This is a genomic window from Anoxybacillus eryuanensis (genome assembly GCF_051200995.1).
GTDB classification, from domain to species: Bacteria; Bacillota; Bacilli; order Bacillales; family Anoxybacillaceae; genus Anoxybacillus; species Anoxybacillus tengchongensis.
The window spans coordinates 36122-57278 of the sequence record NZ_JBPODS010000003.1 but is presented as its reverse complement, the minus strand read 5'-3'; the positions used below and the strand labels follow the sequence as shown (position 1 = coordinate 57278).

Annotated in this window: 28 protein-coding genes and 1 pseudogene; 26 read left to right on the top strand and 3 right to left on the bottom strand. The window is 40.6% G+C overall.

Going from position 1 to position 21157, the window contains the following annotated elements:
- Window positions 1-253: 253 nt before the first annotated feature.
- The 5 genes and pseudogenes from HNQ84_RS04845 to HNQ84_RS04825 all read left to right on the top strand — a co-directional run bounded on the left by HNQ84_RS04845 (window position 254) and on the right by HNQ84_RS04825 (window position 4367).
- The gene (locus tag HNQ84_RS04845; RefSeq protein WP_343055702.1) at window positions 254-1081 is read left to right on the top strand and encodes an HNH endonuclease; all 828 of its coding nucleotides are present in this window, start codon (window positions 254-256) and stop codon (window positions 1079-1081) included.
- Between the two features lie 86 nt (window positions 1082-1167).
- Window positions 1168-1776 (top strand): annotated as a pseudogene (locus tag HNQ84_RS04840) (ribonucleotide reductase barrel domain-containing protein); the annotation flags it as partial.
- Between the two features lie 114 nt (window positions 1777-1890).
- A complete protein-coding gene (gene splB, locus HNQ84_RS04835; RefSeq protein WP_435621353.1) occupies window positions 1891-2916 on the top strand; it encodes a spore photoproduct lyase in 1026 nt (341 codons plus the stop codon).
- Window positions 2917-2985: 69 nt separating this feature from the next.
- Complete coding sequence (gene mntR, locus HNQ84_RS04830) at window positions 2986-3414, top strand: transcriptional regulator MntR (protein ID WP_435621352.1); 429 nt, start codon at window positions 2986-2988, stop codon at window positions 3412-3414.
- Between the two features lie 74 nt (window positions 3415-3488).
- Window positions 3489-4367 (top strand): patatin-like phospholipase family protein, encoded by an 879-nt coding sequence (locus tag HNQ84_RS04825; protein WP_183240790.1) that lies wholly within the window; start codon window positions 3489-3491, stop codon window positions 4365-4367.
- A 14-nt stretch (window positions 4368-4381) separates the two neighbouring features.
- Here the strand turns inward: HNQ84_RS04825 and HNQ84_RS04820 are convergent, their stop codons facing one another.
- Together HNQ84_RS04820 and HNQ84_RS04815 are read right to left on the bottom strand one after the other, a co-directional pair.
- The gene (locus tag HNQ84_RS04820; protein ID WP_435621351.1) at window positions 4382-4723 is read right to left on the bottom strand and encodes an SA1362 family protein; all 342 of its coding nucleotides are present in this window, start codon (window positions 4721-4723) and stop codon (window positions 4382-4384) included.
- A gap of 20 nt (window positions 4724-4743) precedes the next feature.
- Window positions 4744-5673 (bottom strand): DUF1385 domain-containing protein, encoded by a 930-nt coding sequence (locus tag HNQ84_RS04815; RefSeq protein WP_055440945.1) that lies wholly within the window; start codon window positions 5671-5673, stop codon window positions 4744-4746.
- A gap of 115 nt (window positions 5674-5788) precedes the next feature.
- Between HNQ84_RS04815 and HNQ84_RS04810 the strand changes: the two genes are divergently transcribed.
- Genes HNQ84_RS04810 through efp form a run of 4 tightly spaced genes read left to right on the top strand, consistent with a single transcriptional unit; the run spans window position 5789 to window position 8477 of the window.
- On the top strand, window positions 5789-6352 hold the full coding sequence (locus tag HNQ84_RS04810) for a YqhR family membrane protein (protein WP_435621350.1): 564 nt from the start codon (window positions 5789-5791) through the stop codon (window positions 6350-6352).
- A 38-nt stretch (window positions 6353-6390) separates the two neighbouring features.
- The gene (gene aroQ, locus HNQ84_RS04805) at window positions 6391-6837 is read left to right on the top strand and encodes a type II 3-dehydroquinate dehydratase (RefSeq protein ID WP_032100024.1); all 447 of its coding nucleotides are present in this window, start codon (window positions 6391-6393) and stop codon (window positions 6835-6837) included.
- A 2-nt stretch (window positions 6838-6839) separates the two neighbouring features.
- Window positions 6840-7901: a M24 family metallopeptidase gene (locus HNQ84_RS04800; protein WP_435621349.1), complete on the top strand. Its 1062-nt coding sequence runs from the start codon at window positions 6840-6842 to the stop codon at window positions 7899-7901.
- An 18-nt stretch (window positions 7902-7919) separates the two neighbouring features.
- Window positions 7920-8477 carry an elongation factor P gene (efp, locus tag HNQ84_RS04795; protein WP_004889583.1) on the top strand — a complete coding sequence of 186 codons (558 nt, stop codon included), beginning with the start codon at window positions 7920-7922 and terminating at the stop codon, window positions 8475-8477.
- Window positions 8478-8546: 69 nt separating this feature from the next.
- On the opposite strand, the gene HNQ84_RS04790 is transcribed toward efp, so the two are convergent.
- Window positions 8547-9029: a GNAT family N-acetyltransferase gene (locus HNQ84_RS04790; protein WP_435621348.1), complete on the bottom strand. Its 483-nt coding sequence runs from the start codon at window positions 9027-9029 to the stop codon at window positions 8547-8549.
- A gap of 559 nt (window positions 9030-9588) precedes the next feature.
- Here HNQ84_RS04790 and HNQ84_RS04785 point away from each other — a divergent pair.
- The 17 genes from HNQ84_RS04785 (at window position 9589) to HNQ84_RS04705 (ending at window position 21153) form a co-directional block, all read left to right on the top strand.
- Window positions 9589-9861 (top strand): YqhV family protein, encoded by a 273-nt coding sequence (locus tag HNQ84_RS04785; RefSeq protein WP_435621347.1) that lies wholly within the window; start codon window positions 9589-9591, stop codon window positions 9859-9861.
- A 13-nt stretch (window positions 9862-9874) separates the two neighbouring features.
- Entirely contained in the window at window positions 9875-10798 is a 924-nt protein-coding gene (spoIIIAA, locus tag HNQ84_RS04780) for a stage III sporulation protein AA (RefSeq protein WP_435621346.1), read from the top strand.
- Window positions 10799-11311, top strand: a complete 513-nt coding sequence (gene spoIIIAB / locus HNQ84_RS04775; RefSeq protein WP_435621345.1) for a stage III sporulation protein SpoIIIAB — start codon at window positions 10799-10801, stop codon at window positions 11309-11311.
- 15 nt (window positions 11312-11326) lie between these two features.
- Entirely contained in the window at window positions 11327-11533 is a 207-nt protein-coding gene (spoIIIAC, locus tag HNQ84_RS04770) for a stage III sporulation protein AC (RefSeq protein ID WP_032100016.1), read from the top strand.
- 6 nt (window positions 11534-11539) lie between these two features.
- Window positions 11540-11941, top strand: coding sequence for a stage III sporulation protein AD (gene spoIIIAD, locus HNQ84_RS04765; protein ID WP_343055775.1), 402 nt, complete (start codon window positions 11540-11542; stop codon window positions 11939-11941).
- A 4-nt stretch (window positions 11942-11945) separates the two neighbouring features.
- On the top strand, window positions 11946-13106 hold the full coding sequence (gene spoIIIAE / locus HNQ84_RS04760; RefSeq protein ID WP_435621344.1) for a stage III sporulation protein AE: 1161 nt from the start codon (window positions 11946-11948) through the stop codon (window positions 13104-13106).
- A 17-nt stretch (window positions 13107-13123) separates the two neighbouring features.
- Entirely contained in the window at window positions 13124-13693 is a 570-nt protein-coding gene (spoIIIAF, locus tag HNQ84_RS04755) for a stage III sporulation protein AF (RefSeq protein ID WP_435621343.1), read from the top strand.
- Window positions 13694-13699: 6 nt separating this feature from the next.
- On the top strand, window positions 13700-14266 hold the full coding sequence (gene spoIIIAG / locus HNQ84_RS04750; protein WP_435621342.1) for a stage III sporulation protein AG: 567 nt from the start codon (window positions 13700-13702) through the stop codon (window positions 14264-14266).
- 12 nt (window positions 14267-14278) lie between these two features.
- Complete coding sequence (locus HNQ84_RS04745; RefSeq protein WP_435621341.1) at window positions 14279-14842, top strand: SpoIIIAH-like family protein; 564 nt, start codon at window positions 14279-14281, stop codon at window positions 14840-14842.
- Between the two features lie 190 nt (window positions 14843-15032).
- Window positions 15033-15533 (top strand): acetyl-CoA carboxylase biotin carboxyl carrier protein, encoded by a 501-nt coding sequence (gene accB / locus HNQ84_RS04740; RefSeq protein ID WP_183244070.1) that lies wholly within the window; start codon window positions 15033-15035, stop codon window positions 15531-15533.
- Window positions 15534-15546: 13 nt separating this feature from the next.
- A complete protein-coding gene (gene accC, locus HNQ84_RS04735; protein ID WP_006318014.1) occupies window positions 15547-16899 on the top strand; it encodes an acetyl-CoA carboxylase biotin carboxylase subunit in 1353 nt (450 codons plus the stop codon).
- A gap of 21 nt (window positions 16900-16920) precedes the next feature.
- The gene (locus HNQ84_RS04730) at window positions 16921-17316 is read left to right on the top strand and encodes an Asp23/Gls24 family envelope stress response protein (RefSeq protein WP_183244068.1); all 396 of its coding nucleotides are present in this window, start codon (window positions 16921-16923) and stop codon (window positions 17314-17316) included.
- Between the two features lie 120 nt (window positions 17317-17436).
- The gene (gene nusB, locus HNQ84_RS04725) at window positions 17437-17823 is read left to right on the top strand and encodes a transcription antitermination factor NusB (RefSeq protein WP_032100009.1); all 387 of its coding nucleotides are present in this window, start codon (window positions 17437-17439) and stop codon (window positions 17821-17823) included.
- A 23-nt stretch (window positions 17824-17846) separates the two neighbouring features.
- Window positions 17847-18698, top strand: coding sequence for a bifunctional methylenetetrahydrofolate dehydrogenase/methenyltetrahydrofolate cyclohydrolase FolD (folD, locus tag HNQ84_RS04720; protein ID WP_435621340.1), 852 nt, complete (start codon window positions 17847-17849; stop codon window positions 18696-18698).
- 23 nt (window positions 18699-18721) lie between these two features.
- On the top strand, window positions 18722-20062 hold the full coding sequence (gene xseA / locus HNQ84_RS04715; RefSeq protein WP_435621532.1) for an exodeoxyribonuclease VII large subunit: 1341 nt from the start codon (window positions 18722-18724) through the stop codon (window positions 20060-20062).
- A complete protein-coding gene (locus HNQ84_RS04710) occupies window positions 20059-20271 on the top strand; it encodes an exodeoxyribonuclease VII small subunit (protein WP_435621339.1) in 213 nt (70 codons plus the stop codon). The genes xseA and HNQ84_RS04710 overlap by 4 nt, the downstream gene beginning before the upstream one ends.
- A gap of 9 nt (window positions 20272-20280) precedes the next feature.
- Complete coding sequence (locus tag HNQ84_RS04705; protein WP_435621531.1) at window positions 20281-21153, top strand: polyprenyl synthetase family protein; 873 nt, start codon at window positions 20281-20283, stop codon at window positions 21151-21153.
- Window positions 21154-21157 lie beyond the last annotated feature (4 nt).

Below are 21157 nucleotides of genomic sequence, written 5' to 3'. Positions count from 1 at the left end.
CCCTGTATTTGTAAAAATACAGTGAAAACTCGGCTATATGCGGGGAAATCTGGCGTATCTCTTGCTACCTGTGCCTTGCCAGCACATGAAAGAGGTAAAAATGCAAGAGTGTTGGATTATCCTACCAGACAATCCGCAGGGAAGTCGTGGCTGACCCCTCAACGACTATACGCCGAGCAACCAAATCTCGTGACAGGAACATCTGTTCTGTTTTATAATAATCATATTAGGACAGAAAAGGAGAGATGTTCCTGTGAAGAAAAAATGTCTCAATTGCGATGAAGAAATTTATGTAAAGCCTAGTCACTTTGAAAGAAAAAAGTTTTGTTCCCGATCTTGCAAAACAGAGTATCAAAAAAAGAATCCACCATTATTTTGGAAAAAGATGAGTAAAAAAGTTAAAGTTTTTTGCTCGTTTTGTGGAAGGGAAATGCTTCGAAAGCCTTCTATTATTCAAAAAAATAATTTTTGTAATAAACAATGTAGGAGAATGTATCTAATACAGAACGCCCATCAAATTAATCAACACTTGAGAAAACGTGTCGAAAAAATTTGTGAAACTTGCGGAAAAACGTTCGATGTCCCAGAAAATCGAAAATTAAGCGCAAAATATTGTTCGAGAACATGTCTAGGCAAAGCGAACGGGGAAAGAGGAAAAGCTCAATATAAAAAGCGAATTATTGTCACATGTAATAATTGTGGCAAAAAAATCGAGAAAAAACCTTCTGTTGTTAGAAATCTTAATTTCTGTTCTGTGCATTGCATGGGTGATTATTATGAAAGAACTAGGATGTTCTCTGGAGAAAACAATGGTGCTTGGGCAGGAGGAGATATAGAATATTATGGGCCAAACTGGAGAGCTCAGCGCAGGAAGGCTAGGGAACGTGATAATTTTACTTGTCAAGATTGTGGAATAACAGAAGCTGAATATGGACGTGAATTATCAGTTCATCACATTATACCATTTAGGGCTTTCAACGGTGATTGGAAAAAGGCGAATGAATTATCTAATTTAATTACCTTATGTGAGTATCCTTGTCATCGCAAAAGACATTCACAGGAGATTTGGTTGAAGATATAGTCTGACCCATATGGCGACATATGGAGCGGGTAGCAATATCGTACCTGCCTTCTGTCCAATATGTATGGATAGAAGTAACATAAGTGAGTACCGGAACCATGATCGGCGTGTCCACAGGACTTGAACCATATTTCTCCTTCTCTTATTATCGAAGCGGCCGTCTCGGCAAGTTTATTGAAGTGAAGGCGGATATCGTTCAAGAATATTTAGATAAACATCCAGAAGCGGATCCGAACAACTTGCCGCATTGGTTTGTAACGGCGATGGATTTATCGCCAGAAGCGCATGCCGATGTGCAATGTATCATTCAACGTTGGGTTGACTCTAGCCTTTCGAAAACGGTGAATGCACCTCGCGGCTATACGGTCGAGCAAGTGCAAAAAGTGTACGAACGGTTATGGAGAGGTGGCGCAAAAGGCGGTACAGTATATGTCGATGGTAGCCGCGATGCGCAAGTGTTGACATTAAAAGCGGAAGAAAATGCAGTCGAAGAACAGCTTGAATTAATTCCAGAAGAACCGAAAAAACGAACCGTTGCTCTCGTTGAAACGATTCCAGATTTACGGGCGACAGACGTTACGATCGGATCGGAAGTCGGCAACATTTGTCCGGTATGCCGCGAAGGAACGGTCGAAGAAATCGGCGGCTGCAACACGTGTACAAGTTGCGGTGCGCAATTAAAATGTGGTTTGTGATGGAAAAATGGAAAAAGGAACGGGAAATCTCCGTTCCTTTTCATTATGAATGATAACAAAAATTGTATTTCATCACCTCATAACAATCAAACATACTAACATTGAGGTGATTGTATGAAGCCGTTTATTCCGCAACTTGTTTATTTTGAGCCAGAAGCGCTCCGTTATCCACTTGGCAAAGAGTTGTATGAGAAATTTAAACATATGCATATTGACATTCGCGAAACGACATCGCACAACCAAGTTCGCGGTATTCCAGGGGATAATGAACTGCAACAATATCGCAATGCAAAATCAACACTTGTTGTCGGTGTTCGCCGTACATTAAAGTTTGATACGTCTAAACCGTCAGCAGAATATGCGATTCCACTTGCGACAGGGTGCATGGGTCATTGTCATTATTGTTATTTACAGACGACGCTTGGAAGTAAGCCTTACATTCGTGTGTACGTCAATCTGGATGATATTTTTGCCCAAGCGAAAAAATATATTGATGAACGCGCTCCAGAAATTACTCGTTTTGAGGCTGCTTGTACGTCAGATATTGTCGGCATCGACCATTTGACGCATGCGTTAAAAAAAGCAATTGAATTTATTGGTACAACCGAATACGGCCGCCTTCGCTTTGTTACAAAGTATGAACATGTCGATCATTTGCTTGATGCGAAACATAACGGAAAAACACGTTTTCGCTTTAGCGTCAATTCACGGTATGTCATTCAAAATTTTGAACCGGGGACGTCTTCATTTGATGGGCGGTTGGAGGCGGCACGAAAAGTGGCACGTGCTGGCTATCCACTCGGCTTTATCGTTGCACCCATTTACATGCATAACGGATGGGAAGAAGGATATTTTGAGCTATTTGAACGATTACATGCGAATTTACAAGACATCGACTTAACGGGTGTAACATTTGAACTAATTCAACATCGCTTCACAAAACCAGCGAAAACAGTCATTCAAAAACGGTATCCGAAGACGAAACTAGATCTTGATGAAACAAAACGAAAATATAAATGGGGACGATACGGTATTGGGAAATATGTGTATCGAGATGAAGAAGCCAATCGGCTGAATGACACGATTCGTTCATATATTGCACAATTTTTTCCCGCGGCAACGATTGAATATTTTACGTAAATAGTTGTCATGCTTGGTAAACATGTTATAATCATAATGATTGCGGATGTTTGTTTAGGAGGGACATATATGCCAACACCAAGCATGGAAGATTATATTGAACAAATTTATATATTGATCGAAGAAAAAGGATACGCTCGTGTATCGGATATTGCCGAAGCGTTATCTGTTCATCCCTCCTCTGTGACAAAAATGGTTCAAAAGCTTGATAAAGACGAATATTTAGTATATGAAAAATACCGAGGGCTTGTACTTACTTCGAAAGGAAAAAAAATCGGTAAGCGACTTGTGTATCGCCATGAGCTACTGGAACAATTTATGCGTCTCATTGGTGTAGACGAAGAAAACATTTATCGCGATGTTGAGGGAATCGAACATCATTTAAGTTGGAATGCGATTGACCGTATTGGTGACTTAGTTCAATATTTTGAAGAAGATCGGTCACGTCTTGAAGCGCTTCGCAACATTCAAAAGCAAAACGAGCAAGAACAGGCATAAACGCTTGTTCTTTTTGTTTTTTTATGCTCAATTTCTCCCGTTCTTCATACATATATGGCGAGGGAGGGAAGGGCATGGAGATTGACGGTGTATTTTCAGGCGGAGGTGTCAAAGGTTTCGCGTTAATCGGAGCATACGAGGCCATCGAGGAAAAAGGTTTTCGCTTTAAACGGCTCGCTGGTACGAGCGCAGGGGCGCTTATTGCGTCGTTTATTGCATCGGGATTTACAAGCAAGGAAATCATAGACATGATGGACGATATGAATTTAATGGATTTTCTCGATGAGCGACGTACGATCATTCCGTATGCGTGGTTAAAATGGCTTTTACTTTATTGGAAAATGGGGTTGTATAAAGGAGAAAAGCTTGAACAATGGATAGCTGAACAGCTCAGCAAAAAGGGAGTGTGTACATTTGCAGATTTGCCACATGAACGATTGCGAGTGATTGCTTCTGATTTAACAAATGGAACGATGCTTATTTTGCCAGATGATTTACCGAAATACGGCATTGATCCTCTTCGCTTTCCGGTCGCAAAAGCGGTCAGAATGAGCGTCGGCATCCCTTATTTTTTTGAGCCTGTACGGCTAAAGACAGACGAAGGGAAGCATATTGTTGTTGATGGCGGCTTACTAAGCAATTTCCCGATTTTTTTATTTGATGAAGAACGGAAAAAGCGACCTGTTCTAGGCATCAAATTAAGCGCAAGACAAGCGCAAAAAGCAAAAAAGAAAATTAATAATGCCATTGAGTTGTATGAAGCGTTGTTTCAAACGATGCGCGAGGCGCACGATGAACGATACATTTCACGCCGTCATGAGAAAAACATTATTTTTCTCCCGGTCAAACATATTGTTGCCACAGATTTTTCAATGACCGATGAAGAGAAAAAGGAGCTTATTTCGTTTGGAAAAGAGCGGACAGAACAATTTTTAAAAACGTGGACGTATTAAAAGAAAAAATCGGGCTAAAAAGAAGCCCGATTTTTTTTCTTTCCTTTTTTACCTTCAATGACTGTTAAGTGAGTGGCGTGCTTTTTCTTTAAAGCAGTTGGGCGCGGTTGTTTTTTCGACGTCGGCTTCGTTTTTTGATGGTGGAGTTTTTTCGATTGTTTCACCGCTCTTTGATATGATTGACCAAAGCGTCGCCTTTGTACCCATTTATATATGCCGTAAAAAACAGCTACAATAAATATGATAAAAAATATTTGTTTCAACAACTGAATCGGATCGTTCCATAAACGATAAGAAAACCCAAAAATAGCGAATACAATAAGCAAAGTAATAAGCGGGAATGGGCGCCGACGCAATCGATCCACCTCCTTTATCATTACACCACTTCTTCTTGCTGTTTCGTCGCTTCTCCCTCTAACTCAAGCAAACGTTGAAATGATGCGATCGCTACTTCCACTTGATCATTAGTCGGTTCTTTCGTCGTTAATAGTTGTAACCATAAGCCGGGGTAGCCAAGTGAGCGCAACACAGGAACATGTCGCAACGCGTTTGTGACTTGTAATACTTCAAAAGATAATCCTAATACAACGGGAATGAGCGCTAATCGATTTAATACGCGCACCCAAAGTGGTTCAGTTGGGACGAACATATAAACGAATACGCCAATGATGACAGTAAATAAAATGAAGCTACTACCACAACGATAATGAAGACGAGATTGTCGTTGTACATGTTCAACCGTCAACGGTAACCCATTTTCATAGGCATTAATTACTTTATGTTCTGCTCCATGATATTGAAACAGTCGTTTAACGAGTGGTGTGAGCGAAATAAAGTAAATATACCCTAAAAGTAAAAGAAGTTTAAAAAACCCTTCAACGAGTATTTGTGCTGTGTTCGATGGGAACATCGGTCTCGTTAATTCGGCTAAAAATACAGGAATAAGCGTAAAAATAAACTTCCCAAATAAAAACGATAACACCCCGATGAGCGCAACACCTAAAATCATTGTCCATTTGGATGGAGCCTCATTGTCCAACGCTTCATCTTCATTTGGATCAAGATCATATCGTTCACTTGAAAACTGTAAATGTTTCGAGCCGTTCGCGCTTGCTTGAATAATTGCAAAAATGCCGCGAAGAAACGGAATTTTTTTGAATAAAGCAAGCGTTTTATTTGTTTCGCGTGGAACGTGGAAATACTCAATCGAACCGTCTTTTCGCCGAATGGCTGTGACGGAATGATTACGTCCAGCGAACATGACCCCTTCAATGACTGCCTGCCCGCCATATACGTTTTTACTCATAAGAAGACACCAACCTATTTTCTTTTTTCTTATATTCTACAAGAAAACGCTAAAAACCTCTAGGTCGATGTATCGTTTGTATTTGTATTGTTGCCAAAAATGAGAGCTGATACACATGAGATCCAATATTTTGGACAAGATAAAAACGGAGGTGATTGCTGTGCAAACAAAAACGAAACAAGACGCACAACTTGAACAAAATAAAAGAGAAAAACCAATGCCCGTTTTAGCAAAAGTTGCATTGATTGGTTTTATTGGGGGTGTATTTTGGAGCTTCCTCGCATACTGTGCTTATTTTTTTCATTTTACAGAAGTCGCGCCAAATTTCATTTTGCAACCGTGGGCGATCGGTGATTGGAAAGACGGTGCCCTTGGTCAGACGATTGCGATTTTGTTCATTGGGCTCGCTTCAGTTATTGCTTCGTTTCTGTACTATGCTTTTTTAAAAAATCGTCAAGGCATTTGGCCAGGCGTCGCTTTCGGCATCGGGTTATGGGTACTTGTTTTTTACGTATTAAATCCCATTTTTCCGCAGTTAAAAGCTGTTTCACAACTTGAGAGAAATACGGTTGTCACGATGGTATGCTTTTACATTTTATATGGAATGTTTATCGGTTATTCCATTTCATTTGAAGTTGCAGAGATGAGGCGACAAAAACAGGTCGATGTGGTAAAATAACCATATGTATTTTCATCAGTAAAGGGGGGAGAGGGGGAATGGTTCGATTCCTCCTTTTAAACGGTCCAAACTTAAATCGTCTCGGTATGAGGGAGCCGCACATTTATGGGCATACGACACTTGCTCAATTAGAAAAACAGTTAGCGGAATTTGCCGGTGAATATGGAGCCGAGTTAACATGCTACCAAAGTAATTATGAAGGGGCGTTAATTGACCAAATTCATCGGGCGGAATCGTTGTACGATGGAATCATTTTTAATCCTGGGGCGTTTACGCATTATAGTTATGCGTTGCGTGATGCGATTGCAAGTATACAAACACCAGTCATTGAAGTACATATTTCAAATATTCACGCTAGAGAGCCGTTTCGTCACCAATCTGTTCTTGCTCCTGTGACGGCTGGGCAAATTGTTGGTCTCGGTGTAAACGGATATCGATTGGCGATTTTAGCGTTGCTTGATATGGTTGAAGGGAAGGGGAAATAACATTGGATAAAGTACAAAAACTTCGTGCACAATTTGCCGAACATGGCATTGATGGATTTCTCATTACAAACGAGTATAATCGTCGCTATATGACGAATTTTACAGGGACGGCTGGTGTTGCTTTAATTAGCGAAACGGATGCCGTATTTATTACCGATTTTCGCTACGTCGAGCAAGCGACAAGACAAATTGAAGGGTATGAAATTGTTCAACATACACAAACGCTCATTGAAGAAGTAGCGAAACAAGTCGAGCGATTAGGTATTAAAAAGCTTGGATTTGAGCAAGACGATCTTTCGTATGCAACGTTTTCAGCATATGAAAAAGCAATCAAAGCAACGTTTGTCCCAGTTTCAGGCGCGGTTGAAAAGTTACGCTTGATTAAGTCGGAAGCAGAGATTAAGATATTAAAGGAAGCAGCCGAGATTGCCGATGCCGCTTTTCGCCATATTCTCGATTTTATTCGCCCAGGTGTGCGTGAAATAGACGTGGCGAATGAGTTGGAATTTTTTATGCGCAAACAAGGAGCGACAAGTTCATCGTTTGACATCATCGTTGCCTCCGGTGTGCGCTCGGCATTGCCACATGGGGTGGCGACAGAGAAAGTGATTGAGAAAGGCGAGTTCGTCACGCTTGATTTTGGCGCATACTATAAAGGATATTGCTCCGATATTACGAGAACGGTTGCAGTTGGAGATGTAAACGATGAATTAAAGCGCATATATGATGTCGTATTGCAAGCCCAGCTTCGCGGTGTTGAACACATTCGTCCGGGGATGACAGGGCGAGAGGCAGATGCGCTCACACGCGATTACATTTCTGCTTGCGGATTTGGCGAATATTTTGGGCATTCCACAGGCCATGGGCTCGGCATGGAAGTGCATGAAATGCCAGCGCTTTCGATGCGTTCGGATACAGTGCTACAGCCGGGGATGGTTGTGACGGTTGAACCAGGCATTTACATAGCGGGATTAGGCGGTGTCCGCATTGAAGACGACATCGTCATTACAGAAAACGGCAATGAGCGGCTCACTCTTTCACCAAAAGAACTCATTATTTTATAGACGTAGGAGGAAATGAACATGATTTCAGTAAACGATTTTCGTACAGGCTTAACGATTGAAGTCGACGGTGACATTTGGCGCGTCATCGAATTCCAACATGTGAAACCAGGAAAAGGTGCAGCTTTCGTTCGCTCAAAACTTCGTAACTTGCGCACAGGTGCGATTCAAGAAAAAACGTTCCGTGCCGGTGAAAAAGTAAACAAAGCGCAAATTGATAACCGCAAAATGCAATATTTATACGCAAACGGCGATCAACATGTGTTTATGGATATGGAATCATATGAGCAAATTGAACTGCCTGCAAAACAAATTGAACATGAATTAAAGTTTTTAAAAGAAAACATGGAAGTATTTATTATGATGTATCAAGGCGAAACGATTGGTGTCGAATTGCCAAACACAGTGGAATTAAAAGTGGTTGAAACAGAGCCAGGCATTAAAGGTGATACAGCATCAGGTGGCTCTAAACCAGCAACGTTAGAAACAGGTCTTGTCGTTCAAGTACCGTTCTTCGTTAATGAAGGCGATGTGTTAATTATTAACACAACAGACGGCACATACGTATCACGCGCGTAATGGAAACTCATGAAAGTACGAAATTCAGCTTGTCGATTATCGACAAGCTGAATTTCGTATATGGGAATTTTAAAGTTTTAAAACCATTCTGATTGTTTTTAACATATGACCATCAAACTCTTCATCAAACTCTTTCACAACTTCAAAACCTTTAGCTTCATAAAAGGTCTTTCCGATTTGATTATCTTTTTCAACATTTACATAAATTTTATTTACACCGTCTATTTGTATCCCTTTTTGTAACAAAGCGGAGCCGATTCCTCTGCCTTGTTGTTCTGGATGAACATAAATAGCCCACAATTCAACCTCTCCATCTTCCCTTATTGAAGAAAAGTTGGAAAATCCTGCGATGTTGTCTCCTACTTCAGCTACAAAAAAAGTAGAGTGTTGTAATCGTTGTTTCATTTGCTCATCACTGTAAGCCAATTTTAAAAAATTCTCCTGCACACCTGAAGGGATGATACCCTCGTAAGTAGCATTCCAAGTTATTTTCGCTATATATTGAACTTGTTTTATATCTTCTTGTTTCATTTTGCGAATGACGTATGCCATCTTGATCATCCCCTTCATTTGTTATTTAGCATACCGTTTGATGTGCCATCCTTCATTAAAACAATTAGCAAAAAGTTTTTCACCATAAATCTTTCCAAATGTTTATGATTTTTCGAGCAATTCCCTCCTTGATGGCACTAGCAAAAAATAAAGTAACAAAAAATAGGGAGTAAAGAAAGATAAGAACTAAAAAAATAAATGACAGTTCATTTGTATGAAAAATATAAAATAAATAAAAATAAAGAAAAATCGGTAAGTTTATGTATAGTATAGCATCGATTTGTTTTGAATTTATATTAGAAGTTTCCACTCGTTTCAATGCAAATTTTATAATTGGTAAAATGGGAATTAGGCAAATAAATAAACCGATAACGTATTTTAAATTCAAATCAATTCCTCTCTTCTCCGCTATTTTAAATTATTACTTTTTATACAAACATTGTATGGTTTTCTCTCTCTATCTGTAAACATCTTTCCCTATGAATTTTTCCTTTCTGCACTTCTGAATTGTCCCATTTCTGCATACGTTGTACTAGCACTGTTGTACAAGGAGGATGCGATGAAGATTGATGCAACGGTTTGGACAATGGCGGGGTTACGCTTTTTATCCGCAGCGATTGAGTTAAGTGCAGCAATTGTTATGTTGTCGCTGAATGATGTAAAAAAGGCGCTTGCAGTTAATACATTGCTTGCTGTTGTCGGTCCGACGATTTTTTTCGTTGTTATGATGATTGGGCTTGTTGCGGTGGCGAATGAGCTATCATTGTTTAAGCTCGTATGGATCGGTGTTGGGGTTGTATGTATATTGATCGGCATTTATGTTGTGAAATGAAGGAGGGAAGAAGATGCAAGCAGTGTTTGATATGTTGCCTAAAACGCTCGTGCACGCCATTCAATCGTTTCCTATTGGCTCTCATTCTGCGATCGAAGAAATTCGCATTCGCATTCATCGCCCATTGGAAGTCATTGCTAGGGGGAGGTCGTACATATGTCCACATATTGTACAAATGGAAGAAGGCATCGAACTATTAAATAAACTAAGCCAATATTCTCTTTATACGATCGAAGAAGAGTTGAAAAAAGGCTACATCACGATTCAAGGTGGGCATCGAGTCGGTTTAGCTGGAAAAGTAATTACAGAAGACGGAAAAGTGAAAGCGATCCGACACATTACATCATTTAACATTCGAATGGCCCGGCAACAAATCGGCATCGCTGAGCCACTTCTTCCTTACTTATACGACGGACGATGGCTTAATACGATGATTATCGGAGCGCCTCAAACAGGAAAAACAACGCTTCTTCGTGATATTGCACGCATCGTAAGCATTGGGGTGAAAGAGAGACAGATTACATCTCAAAAAGTAGGCATCGTCGATGAACGTTCAGAAATTGCTGGTTGCGTGAAAGGCATTCCGCAATTTACATTCGGCTATCGTGTCGATGTGCTCGATGCGTGCCCGAAAGCAGAAGGAATGATGATGATGATTCGTTCGATGAGCCCAAATGTATTGATCGTTGATGAAATCGGAAGTGAGGCAGATTGCACCGCAATTTTAGAAGCGGTTCATGCGGGAGTGGGCTTATTTATGACAGCGCATGGCCACCATTTCGACGATATAATCAAGCGCCCATCGCTGCGCCCAATTATAGAACAAGCTGTATTTGAACGATTTGTTGAATTGACGAATATCGGACGTCCTGGAACGATTCAAGCCGTTCGAGATGCAAACGGTCGCGATATATATCGAAAGATGAGCGTGATGTAAATGAAATGGATTGGAGCAATATGCATTATATTGGCGACAACATGGTCAGGTTTTGAAGCGTCGCGACTTTTACGCGAGCGCACAAGACAATTGCGCCAGTTAAAAATGGCATTGCAGGCACTTGAAGCAGAAATTATGTACGGGCATACGCCGTTAATGGACGCTGCGTTTCGATTATCTCAACAGCTATCGAAACCGTTATCATGGTTGTTTGAATCGTTTGCGCAAAAGTTGCAAAAAGGAACGATGAATGCTCGTCAAGCATGGGAGGAAAGTTTACACGAAGTATGGAAAATGACCGCCTTAAAAGAAGGGGAATTGGAGATTATGAAACAATTTGGCGAGACGCTTGGACAATACGATCATGAAATTCAACAAAATTATATTCGTTTAACGATGGTGCATTTAGAGAGAGAAGAAGGGGACGCCATCGAAAAACAACAACGTTATGAAAAAATGATGAAAAGTTTAGGTGTATTAACGGGCATTCTCATCGTGCTTTTACTCATATAGAGGAGGACATTTCAAATGGGCGTTGACGTAGATTTAATTTTTCGTATTGCTGGTGTAGGCATTGTCGTTGCTTTTTTGCACGCTGTATTAGAAGGGATTGGAAAAAAAGAATATGCACAATGGGTTACATTATTAGGGTTTATTTATATTTTATTTTTAGTCATTTCGATCGTTCAAGACTTATTCCAAAAAATTAAATCTGTTTTTTTGTTTCAAAGTTAGGAGGGAATGCTCATTGATATTTTGCAAATTGTTGGACTCGGACTTATTGCAACGTTTTTAGTGACGATTTTAAACGAACATAAGTCGAATATTTCACTTTTGTTAACCGTTTTTGTTGGAACAGTTATTTTTTTATTTTTAATGGATCGCATTCAAGACATTTTTCGCATGGTTCAAACGCTAGCGAACGAAGCACACGTTCAAACGGTGTATGTCGAAACGATTTTAAAAATTATCGGCATTGCTTATATTGCAGAGTTTGGCGCACAAATTTCGAAAGATGCGGGACAAGGAGCGATCGCTGGAAAAATTGAGCTCGGTGGAAAAATTTTAATTTTAGCGATGGCGATTCCGATTTTAACAGCTTTAATTGAAACGATTTTGAGCTTTCTTCCGATGAAGGGGTGATGACATGAAGTACGCTCCCATCCTATTTTTCTTTCTCCTTTTTTTCTTGCCTTCCGTTGTACAAGCTTCACCAACAACGAATGAACTAGTGAAACAACAAGCGGAACAAGTTGGTGTGGAGTCGATAAAACAATATTGGGATCACATTGTTCAACAGTATGGAGGGTTATTGCCAGAAAGCCAAAAAGGATCGTTTTGGCAGTTTATAAATGGCGAAAAAGAACTATCGCTCAGCGAATGGTTACAGGCGTTTATAAAGTTTTTATTGTACGAGCTGATGGCGAATGGAAAGTTGCTCGGTATGCTTATTTTACTAACGGTATTTAGTATATTTTTACAATCGTTACAAAACGCTTTTTCACACCATGCTGTCAGTAAAGTCGCTCATGCGGTTGTTTATATGGTGCTGATGATTATTGCACTAAACAGTTTTCATGTTGCTGTCACGTATGCGAAAGAGGCTATTCAGACGATGACGAGTTTTATGATTGCTCTTTTACCGATTTTACTTGCGCTTATGGCGTCTTCTGGTGGTGTTGTATCTGTAGCCTTTTTTCACCCAATTGTGTTATTTTTTATGAACATAACAGGAACGATCGTTGAACATTTTTCATTACCGCTTTTATTTTTAGCAACAATTTTAAGCATCGTTAGCTTATTAAGCGAACATTACAAAGTAACGAAATTAGCCGATTTGTTACGCAACATTAGTGTAGGTTCACTTGGTGTGATGCTAACGATCTTTTTCGGTGTATTGTCGGTCAAGGGAGCAACAACCGCAATTGCGGATGGAGTGGCGATACGAGCAGCAAAATTTATGGCAGGAAATTTTATCCCGATTATCGGGCGAATGTTTACCGATGCAGCCGATACAGTCGTTACCGCTTCCGTCTTATTAAAAAATACAGTTGGGTTGTTCGGAGTGGCTCTGTTGCTTCTTATTGCAGCGTTTCCAGCGATCAAAATTTTAGTCATCGCCCTTATTTATCAACTAGCAGCCGCAATGTTACAACCGATGGGAGGAGGCATCGTCATTTCCTGTTTGAGTATAATGAGCAAAAGTATCATGTACGTGCTCGTTGCTCTGATGATCGTATCGCTTATGTTTTTTTTAAGTATGACCGTCATCATCGCAGCAGGAAATTTAACGATGATGGTTCGCTGAAAGGAGAATAGAGGCCTGTGGGACTATTGACCGAATGGATTTCCCATCTTATCACATTCATTTTGCTAGCCGTTATCATCGATCTTATTTTACCAAATGGCTCATTTCAAAAATATGTAAAGATGGTTGTTGGTTTACTGTTTATTTTCATTTTATTTTCTCCACTTCTTCGTTTATTTCATGGGAATGTAGATACGTGGTTTACTTCAATTCAACACCAACAAAATGAAACGCTCGAAAATGACATTGAAAAAAAGAAAAAAGAAATACAAGCCTCACAACGTGCATATATTTTAGAACAAATGGCTGTCCAGCTAAAGAACACAGCGGCTGAGGAGTTGATGCGCACATATGGGTTAACGGTGACGGATATTTCATTAACGATCGGGGAGTCGGAACAATCTCCTCCACCAATTGAAGCGATTACAGTGGAGTTGGCAGAAGAAACGACTTCTGTTGTGAAGCCGATTCGCATTCAATCATCGCCATCAATAACAGAAAAACATGACGACATTGCCCGCTTTTTAGCACATATGTGGGGAGTAGATCCAGAACTGATCACGATTCATCTAGAAAGGAGGGAGTAGGGAGGGGTGAAACAATGGATTGAAAAAAACGGATTAATTGTAATCCTTTTAGCTTTCGGTTTATCATTTATGATTTTTGGCAATGTATTTAATTTCTCTTCTTCAAAACAAGTTCAACAAGAAACGACCCAAGCTGTATTTCGTCAAACAGATGAAGAGAAAAAATTAAAACAAATTGCTGACTATGAAGAACGATACGAACAGCAATTAAAGGAAGCGCTTGAGGCGATTGTTGGCGTTGGTGAAGTAAAAGTGATCGTAAATGTCGATGCCACAGAACAAAACGTACTTGAAAAAAATGAAATCGTTCAAAAAAAACGAACGATGGAAGAAGATAAAGAAGGTGGAAAGCGTCAAATTGAAGATGAATCAACAGACGAAAAAATTGTGATCGTGCGCAAAGGAGACGAAGAAACGCCTCTTGTTCTGCAAACGAAAAAACCAGAAATTCGCGGTGTGCTTGTTGTTGCTAAAGGAGCCGATCAAGTGCAAGTGAAAAAATGGATTATCGAAGCTGTGACGCGAACGTTGAACGTTCCGAGTCATCGCGTTGCTGTTTTACCAAAAAAGTAAGGGGGAGAACATATGTTGAAAAAACAAACAGTTTGGTTGTTAACAATGTTTAGTTTAGTTGTCGTCTTATCGGTGTATTATGTAACAAGTCCTCAGCTCACAGAGCAAGTGGCGTTTGAACAAAAGGACGAGGCAAACAATGAAAAAGGTTTAAAAACGACAGATGAAGCGATGAAAGAAGAAGTTGTAAATGAGGAAGACGTAACTGTCGAACAAACGAATACAGGAAGCGACGATTTGTTTACTGCGCTTCGACTCGAAATTGAAGATGAGCGAAGCAAGTTGCGTCAAGAGTTGAACGCCATTGTCGCTTCCAATAACGTATCTGCTGAAGAAAAAAGCAAAGCAATCGATCAGTTGCAACAACTATCGAATATTGCAGAAAAAGAAGCGGTGTTAGAAACGTTAATTAAATCGAAAGGATATGACGATGCCCTTGTTCGCGTTCACGAAAATCAAGTGCATATCACAGTGAAATCGAAAGAGCATTCGAAAAAAGCAGCGAATGAAATTATCCAACTCGTTCAAAGTGAACTTGGTCGCGTGCGAGATGTAGCTGTTCGTTTCCAAAAATAACCGGTAAACCGGTTATTTTTTTTCGGTTGAAAACAAATTTTATAATACTATATAATAATAATTGTTTTTATGACCAGATATAAATTTTCTAACATTTTCTTATCATTTTATTGAATAATGGAAAAGGTGTGTCGTATCATGGTATTGTGTAATCTTTTTCTACAAATGATGGGGCGAGGGGTGTAAGTCAATGTTGAAAATCCAAGAAATTCGCGAATTAATCCGATTAGTAAACGAGTCAAACATTGTCGAGTTTGTATACGAACACGACGGCTCAAAAATTAAAATGAAAAAAGCTGGAGCAGCTGAACAAGTTGTTGTTGCTACACCAAAAGTGGACGTGCCACAAACATCTGTTGTCCAGCAACAACCACCGGTGACACCTGTTGTTGAGAAAGTGGAAGTGAAAGAAGAAGCGAAGCCGGAAAAACAAGTTGTTGCAACAGAAAACCTACATACGATTACATCGCCGATGGTCGGTACGTTTTATGCAGCGCCATCACCAGATGCCGCACCTTACGTAAAAGTTGGCGATAAAGTGAAAAAAGATACGATTGTATGTATTGTTGAAGCAATGAAATTGTTTAATGAAATTGAAGCGGAAGTGGATGGAGAGATCGTAGAAGTGCTTGTAAAAAATGGCCAGCTCGTTGAATATGGACAACCTTTATTCCTTGTGAAGCCTGAATAAAGGAGCGATCGTGATGATAAAAAAATTGTTAATTGCCAATCGTGGGGAAATTGCTGTTCGGATTATTCGGGCGTGCAAAGAGCTTGGCATCGAGACGGTTGCTGTATTTTCTGAGGCGGATCGCGAAGCGCTTCATGTTCAATTAGCAGACGAAGCATATTGTATCGGTCCCAAAACGTCTAAAGACAGCTACTTAAACTTTACAAACATTATGAGTGTAGCGACGTTAACTCAATGTGATGCAATTCATCCAGGCTACGGGTTTTTAGCTGAAAACGCTGATTTTGCTGAACTATGCCGAGAATGTAACGTTACGTTTGTCGGACCAAGTCCGGAAGCGATTACAAAGATGGGTACAAAAGATGTTGCACGTGAGACGATGAGACAAGCTGGGGTTCCGATCGTTCCCGGTTCACAAGGAATTATTGAAAGCATCGATGAGGCAATTGCGCTAGCGAACGAAATCGGGTATCCTGTTATTATTAAGGCAACTGCAGGTGGCGGTGGAAAAGGCATTCGGGTCGCTCGAAACGAGCAAGAGCTCATCAAAGGAATTACGATCACGCAACAAGAAGCTGCAACAGCGTTTGGAAATCCAGGGGTATATATTGAAAAATACATCGAAGATTTTCGGCATGTGGAAATTCAAGTGCTAGCAGACTCATACGGAAACGTCATTCACCTTGGAGAGCGCGATTGTACGATTCAACGTCGTTTACAAAAACTGTTAGAAGAAACACCATCTCCTGTACTTGATGAAGAAATGCGTCAGAAAATGGGGGAAGCAGCTGTCAAAGCAGCGCAAGCAGTTCAATATACGGGAGCTGGAACGGTGGAATTTATTTACGACTACCGCAATCGCCAATTTTACTTTATGGAGATGAACACGCGCATTCAAGTGGAACACCCAGTTACGGAAATGGTGACAGGTGTCGATTTAATTAAAGAACAAATTCGCGTGGCATCAGGTGAGAAATTAACGTTGAAACAAGAGGATGTCACTTTTAACGGCTGGTCTATTGAATGCCGAATTAATGCGGAAAACCCTGCGAAAAACTTTATGCCATCCGCTGGGAAAATACAAATGTATTTACCACCGGGAGGATTTGGCGTGCGAGTGGACTCTGCCGCTTATCCGGGCTATACGATTCCACCGTATTACGATTCGATGATTGCCAAGCTGATTGTTCATGCACCGACTCGCGAAGAAGCGATTGCCCGCATGAAACGCGCTTTGAGTGAGTTTGTTATTGAAGGAGTTCATACGACGATTCCGTTTCATTTGAAATTGCTTGAACATGAAAAGTTTGTCGAAGGAAACTTTAATACAAAGTTTTTAGAAACATACGATGTAATGAACTCTTAATGATGAAGGAGGGGAATTGTTATGTCTGAGCACGTATTAGAAATGGAAAATGGTCATAACAGTTTAGGTAAAGTAGAAATTGCACCGGAAGTCATTGAAGTTATCGCAGGCATTGCGGCTTCTGAAATTGAGGGAGTAGCGCAAATGCGCGGTAACTTTGCGGCTGGTGTCGTTGAGCGGTTAGGAAAAAAAAATCACGGTAAAGGCGTGAAAGTGGATTTAACGGACCGCGGCATTGTCATTGATATTTATTGTGTGATGAACTTTGGTGTATCCATTCCAACGGTTTCGCAAAAAATTCAAGAAAACGTTCGCCAAGCGTTGTTGACGATGACAGGATTAGAAACAGCTGAAGTGAACGTCCATATTGTCGGTGTTCAATTTGAAACATCGAAAGTAGAGACGGAAGTGGAGTAAAGAAAAAGGGCAATCTCGTTTATGAGATCGCCCTTTTTCGATGTGCGAGTGTTTTCTTTCGGCGAAATATGTTATGATCATGATATAATTTTCGACAATATGATAGAAAGGGTTTTGGTCATGAAACGGCATACAGCAAGAGAAAAAGCGTTACAAGCGTTGTTTCAAATTGACGTAGGAGGCATTGAACCACACGAAGCGGTTGCTAACGTCATTGAAGAAGAAACAGATCCGTTTATGGAAATGCTTGTTTTTGGTGTAGTTAAGCACCAAAAAGAAATTGATGATTTATTGCGCCAACACTTAGAAAAATGGACGTTAGAGCGTGTCGCAAACGTCGATCGTTCCATCTTACGCATGGCTGTATTTGAAATGAAATATATGGATGATATTCCGTTGAGCGTAAGTATGGACGAAGCTATTGAGTTAGCCAAAGTATTTGGTGACGAAAAATCAAGTCGCTTTATTAACGGCGTACTTGCAAAAATAAAAGAAACATTGTCTTAAACGAATAAGGGGGAGAAGGGTTTATGACAGCGCAAATCATTAACGGTTTTGAATTAGCAAAAGAAAAACGAGCACAATTAGCGAAAGAAGTCGAGCAGTTAAAACAAGAAGGCATTGTTCCATCACTGGCCGTTATTCTTGTTGGAGATCATCCTGCTTCACAATCGTACGTGAAAGCGAAGCAAAAAGCATGTGAAGAAATCGGGATTCGTTCAATTTTACTGACTTTTCCAAGTGACATATCCGAGTCGTTTTTGTTAGAGCAAATTGCTCGTTTAAATGAAGATCGCTCAGTACACGGCATTTTAGTGCAATTGCCGCTACCACCACAAATTAATGAATTACATGTGATTGAAGCGATCGCGCCAGAAAAAGATGTTGATGGTTTTCATCCGCTCAACATTGGCCGAATGATGACGGGACAACAAACGTTTTTACCGTGTACACCGTACGGCATTTTATATATGGTTCAATCTTTGCAAGTGGACATTGCAGGAAAGCATGTCGTCGTTGTTGGACGTAGTAACATCGTCGGTAAACCCGTCGGTCAACTGTTTTTACGTGAACATGCGACGGTAACGTATTGTCACTCGCGCACAAACGATTTAGCCGCTATAACACGTCAAGCAGATATTTTAATTGTTGCGGTCGGCAAACCGAAGCTGATCACGTCTTCATATGTGAAAGAAGGAGCAATTGTGATCGATGTCGGTGTGAATCGATTAGAAAATGGAAAGTTGTGTGGAGATGTCGATTTTGATGATGTAAAACAAGTAGCAAGCTACATTACCCCTGTACCAAAAGGTGTTGGACCGATGACGATTACGATGTTGTTGCACAATACCGTACAAGCAGCACGTGAACAACATAAATAAGCGAGGTTATTTTTGTGACAGACATGAGGTATGTAACTGTTGCGGCGTTAACGAAGTACATTAAACGAAAATTTGAAGTTGATCCTCATTTACAAGATTTATGGATTAAAGGGGAAATTTCAAACTTTACATATCATTCACGTGGACATATGTACTTTACTTTAAAAGATGAGCAAGCGCGCATTCAAGCGGTTATGTTTGCGGGATATAATCGTCAACTGACATTTAAGCCAGAAAACGGAATGACTGTACTTGTACGCGGCGAAATTTCCGTATACGAGCCGAGCGGGACGTATCAAGTATATGTCAAAGAGATGCAACCGGATGGTGTCGGTGCGCTTTATTTAGCGTATGAGCAATTAAAAAAGAAACTGAAACAAGAAGGGCTATTTGATCAAAAACATAAAAAGCCAATTCCAAAATTTCCGCAACATATTGGGGTTGTGACATCGCCAACAGGGGCAGCGATTCGCGATATTTTAACAACGATTCGTCGTCGCTATCCGCTAGCGAAAGTCATTTTGTTTCCGACGCTTGTTCAAGGGGAGCAAGCTCCGTTATCGATCGTTCAATCGATTCAAAAAGCGAATGACATGGGATATATTGATGTGCTCATCGTCGGACGCGGTGGTGGCTCGATTGAAGAGCTTTGGGCGTTTAATGAAGAAATTGTGGCGCGGGGGATTTTTGCCTCGCGCGTTCCGATTATTTCTGCTGTCGGGCATGAAACGGATTACACGATTGCTGACTTTGTTGCCGACTTACGTGCACCGACGCCAACAGGAGCAGCGGAGCTTGCAGTGCCACATGTTGCAGATTTACTTTCCCGTGTGTCCGATCAGCAAGCGCGTCTCATTCGAGCAATGAAAGAACGAATGAACACAGAACAAAAACGGCTTCAATCGTTACGGTCGTCGTATGCTTTTCGCTATCCGAAGCGACTTTATGAACAAAAAGAGCAGCAACTAGATATACTTGTTGATCGATTGCAACGGCAAATGAGCGATATGTTAAAACGACAAGAAAATAAACTTCGGCAACTACAACTGACATTGTTGACCCATCATCCGCAATCACGAATCGAAAAAGCGACTGAACGTGTTCGAACGTTAGAACAAACCATTGTCCGCAATATGAGCGATGTGATCAAACAAAAAAAATGGTCGCTCGCAACAACGATGGCGAAGCTCGATGCGCTTAGCCCATTAAAAATTATGGAACGTGGCTATAGTCTTGCGTACGATGAACAAAACATGCTCATTAAGACAGTGACACAATTGCAAACAGGAGATCGCGTTCGTATCCGTTTTCAAGACGGGCGCGCACATTGTATTGTTTCTGATATTGAGGAGGAGAACGTATGACGTTTGAAGAAGCGATGAGCAAACTTGAAGACATTGTGCAAAAGTTAGAAGAGGGGGACGTTCCGCTTGAGGAAGCGATTCACTTTTTCCAACAGGGCATGAAATTATCGAAGTTTTGTCACGACAAATTACAACAAGTTGAAAAACAAATGGAATTTATTCTACGGGAAGATGGGCAACTTGAACCGTTTACGGTGCAGGAGGAATAGAAGTTGAATATGGAATTAGTATTGCGACAATATAAAGAGCAAATTGAACAGCAGCTCCCCGCATACATTGAGTCGTTGCAGGCACCTGAGACGATCAAAGAAGCGATGTTATATTCGCTGCAAGCAGGTGGAAAACGCATTCGTCCTCTTTTATTGCTTTCTACGTTACATGCGTTTCAGAAGCCAGTACATATCGGGATGCCAACTGCCTGTGCGCTCGAAATGATTCATACGTATTCGCTCATTCATGATGATTTGCCAAGTATGGATAACGATGATTTACGGCGCGGTAAACCGACAAATCATAAAGTATTTGGTGAAGCCAATGCTATTTTAGCGGGCGATGCGCTGCTGACATACGCTTTCCAAGTTGTTGCGGATGCTGAAGCGATTTCATCTGACGTAAAAGTTCGTCTCATTTCTGAATTAGCGAAAGCAGCTGGACCTGAAGGAATGGTTGGCGGACAAGTAGCGGATCTTGAAGGAGAAGGAAAAACGATTCATTTGCAACAATTAGAATACATTCACCGTCATAAAACAGGAAAACTGTTACAATACAGCGTTCGAGCGGGTGCCATATTAGGTGAAGCAACAGAGAAACAATTAACACTATTAACAGCATTTGCCGACCATCTCGGCTTAGCGTTTCAAATTCGCGATGACATTTTAGATATTGAAGGGGACGAACAAAAAATTGGAAAAAAAGTGGGGAGCGACATCGAAAATCATAAATCGACTTATCCTGCTCTTTTGACGCTTGATGGGGCAAAAAGAAAACTTCGCGATCACATGAAAGAGGCGCGTACGCTTCTTCATGAAGTTGGGGTGGACACATCGCTACTACATTATATTTGTGATATCGTCGAAACGCGCGATCATTAATAGC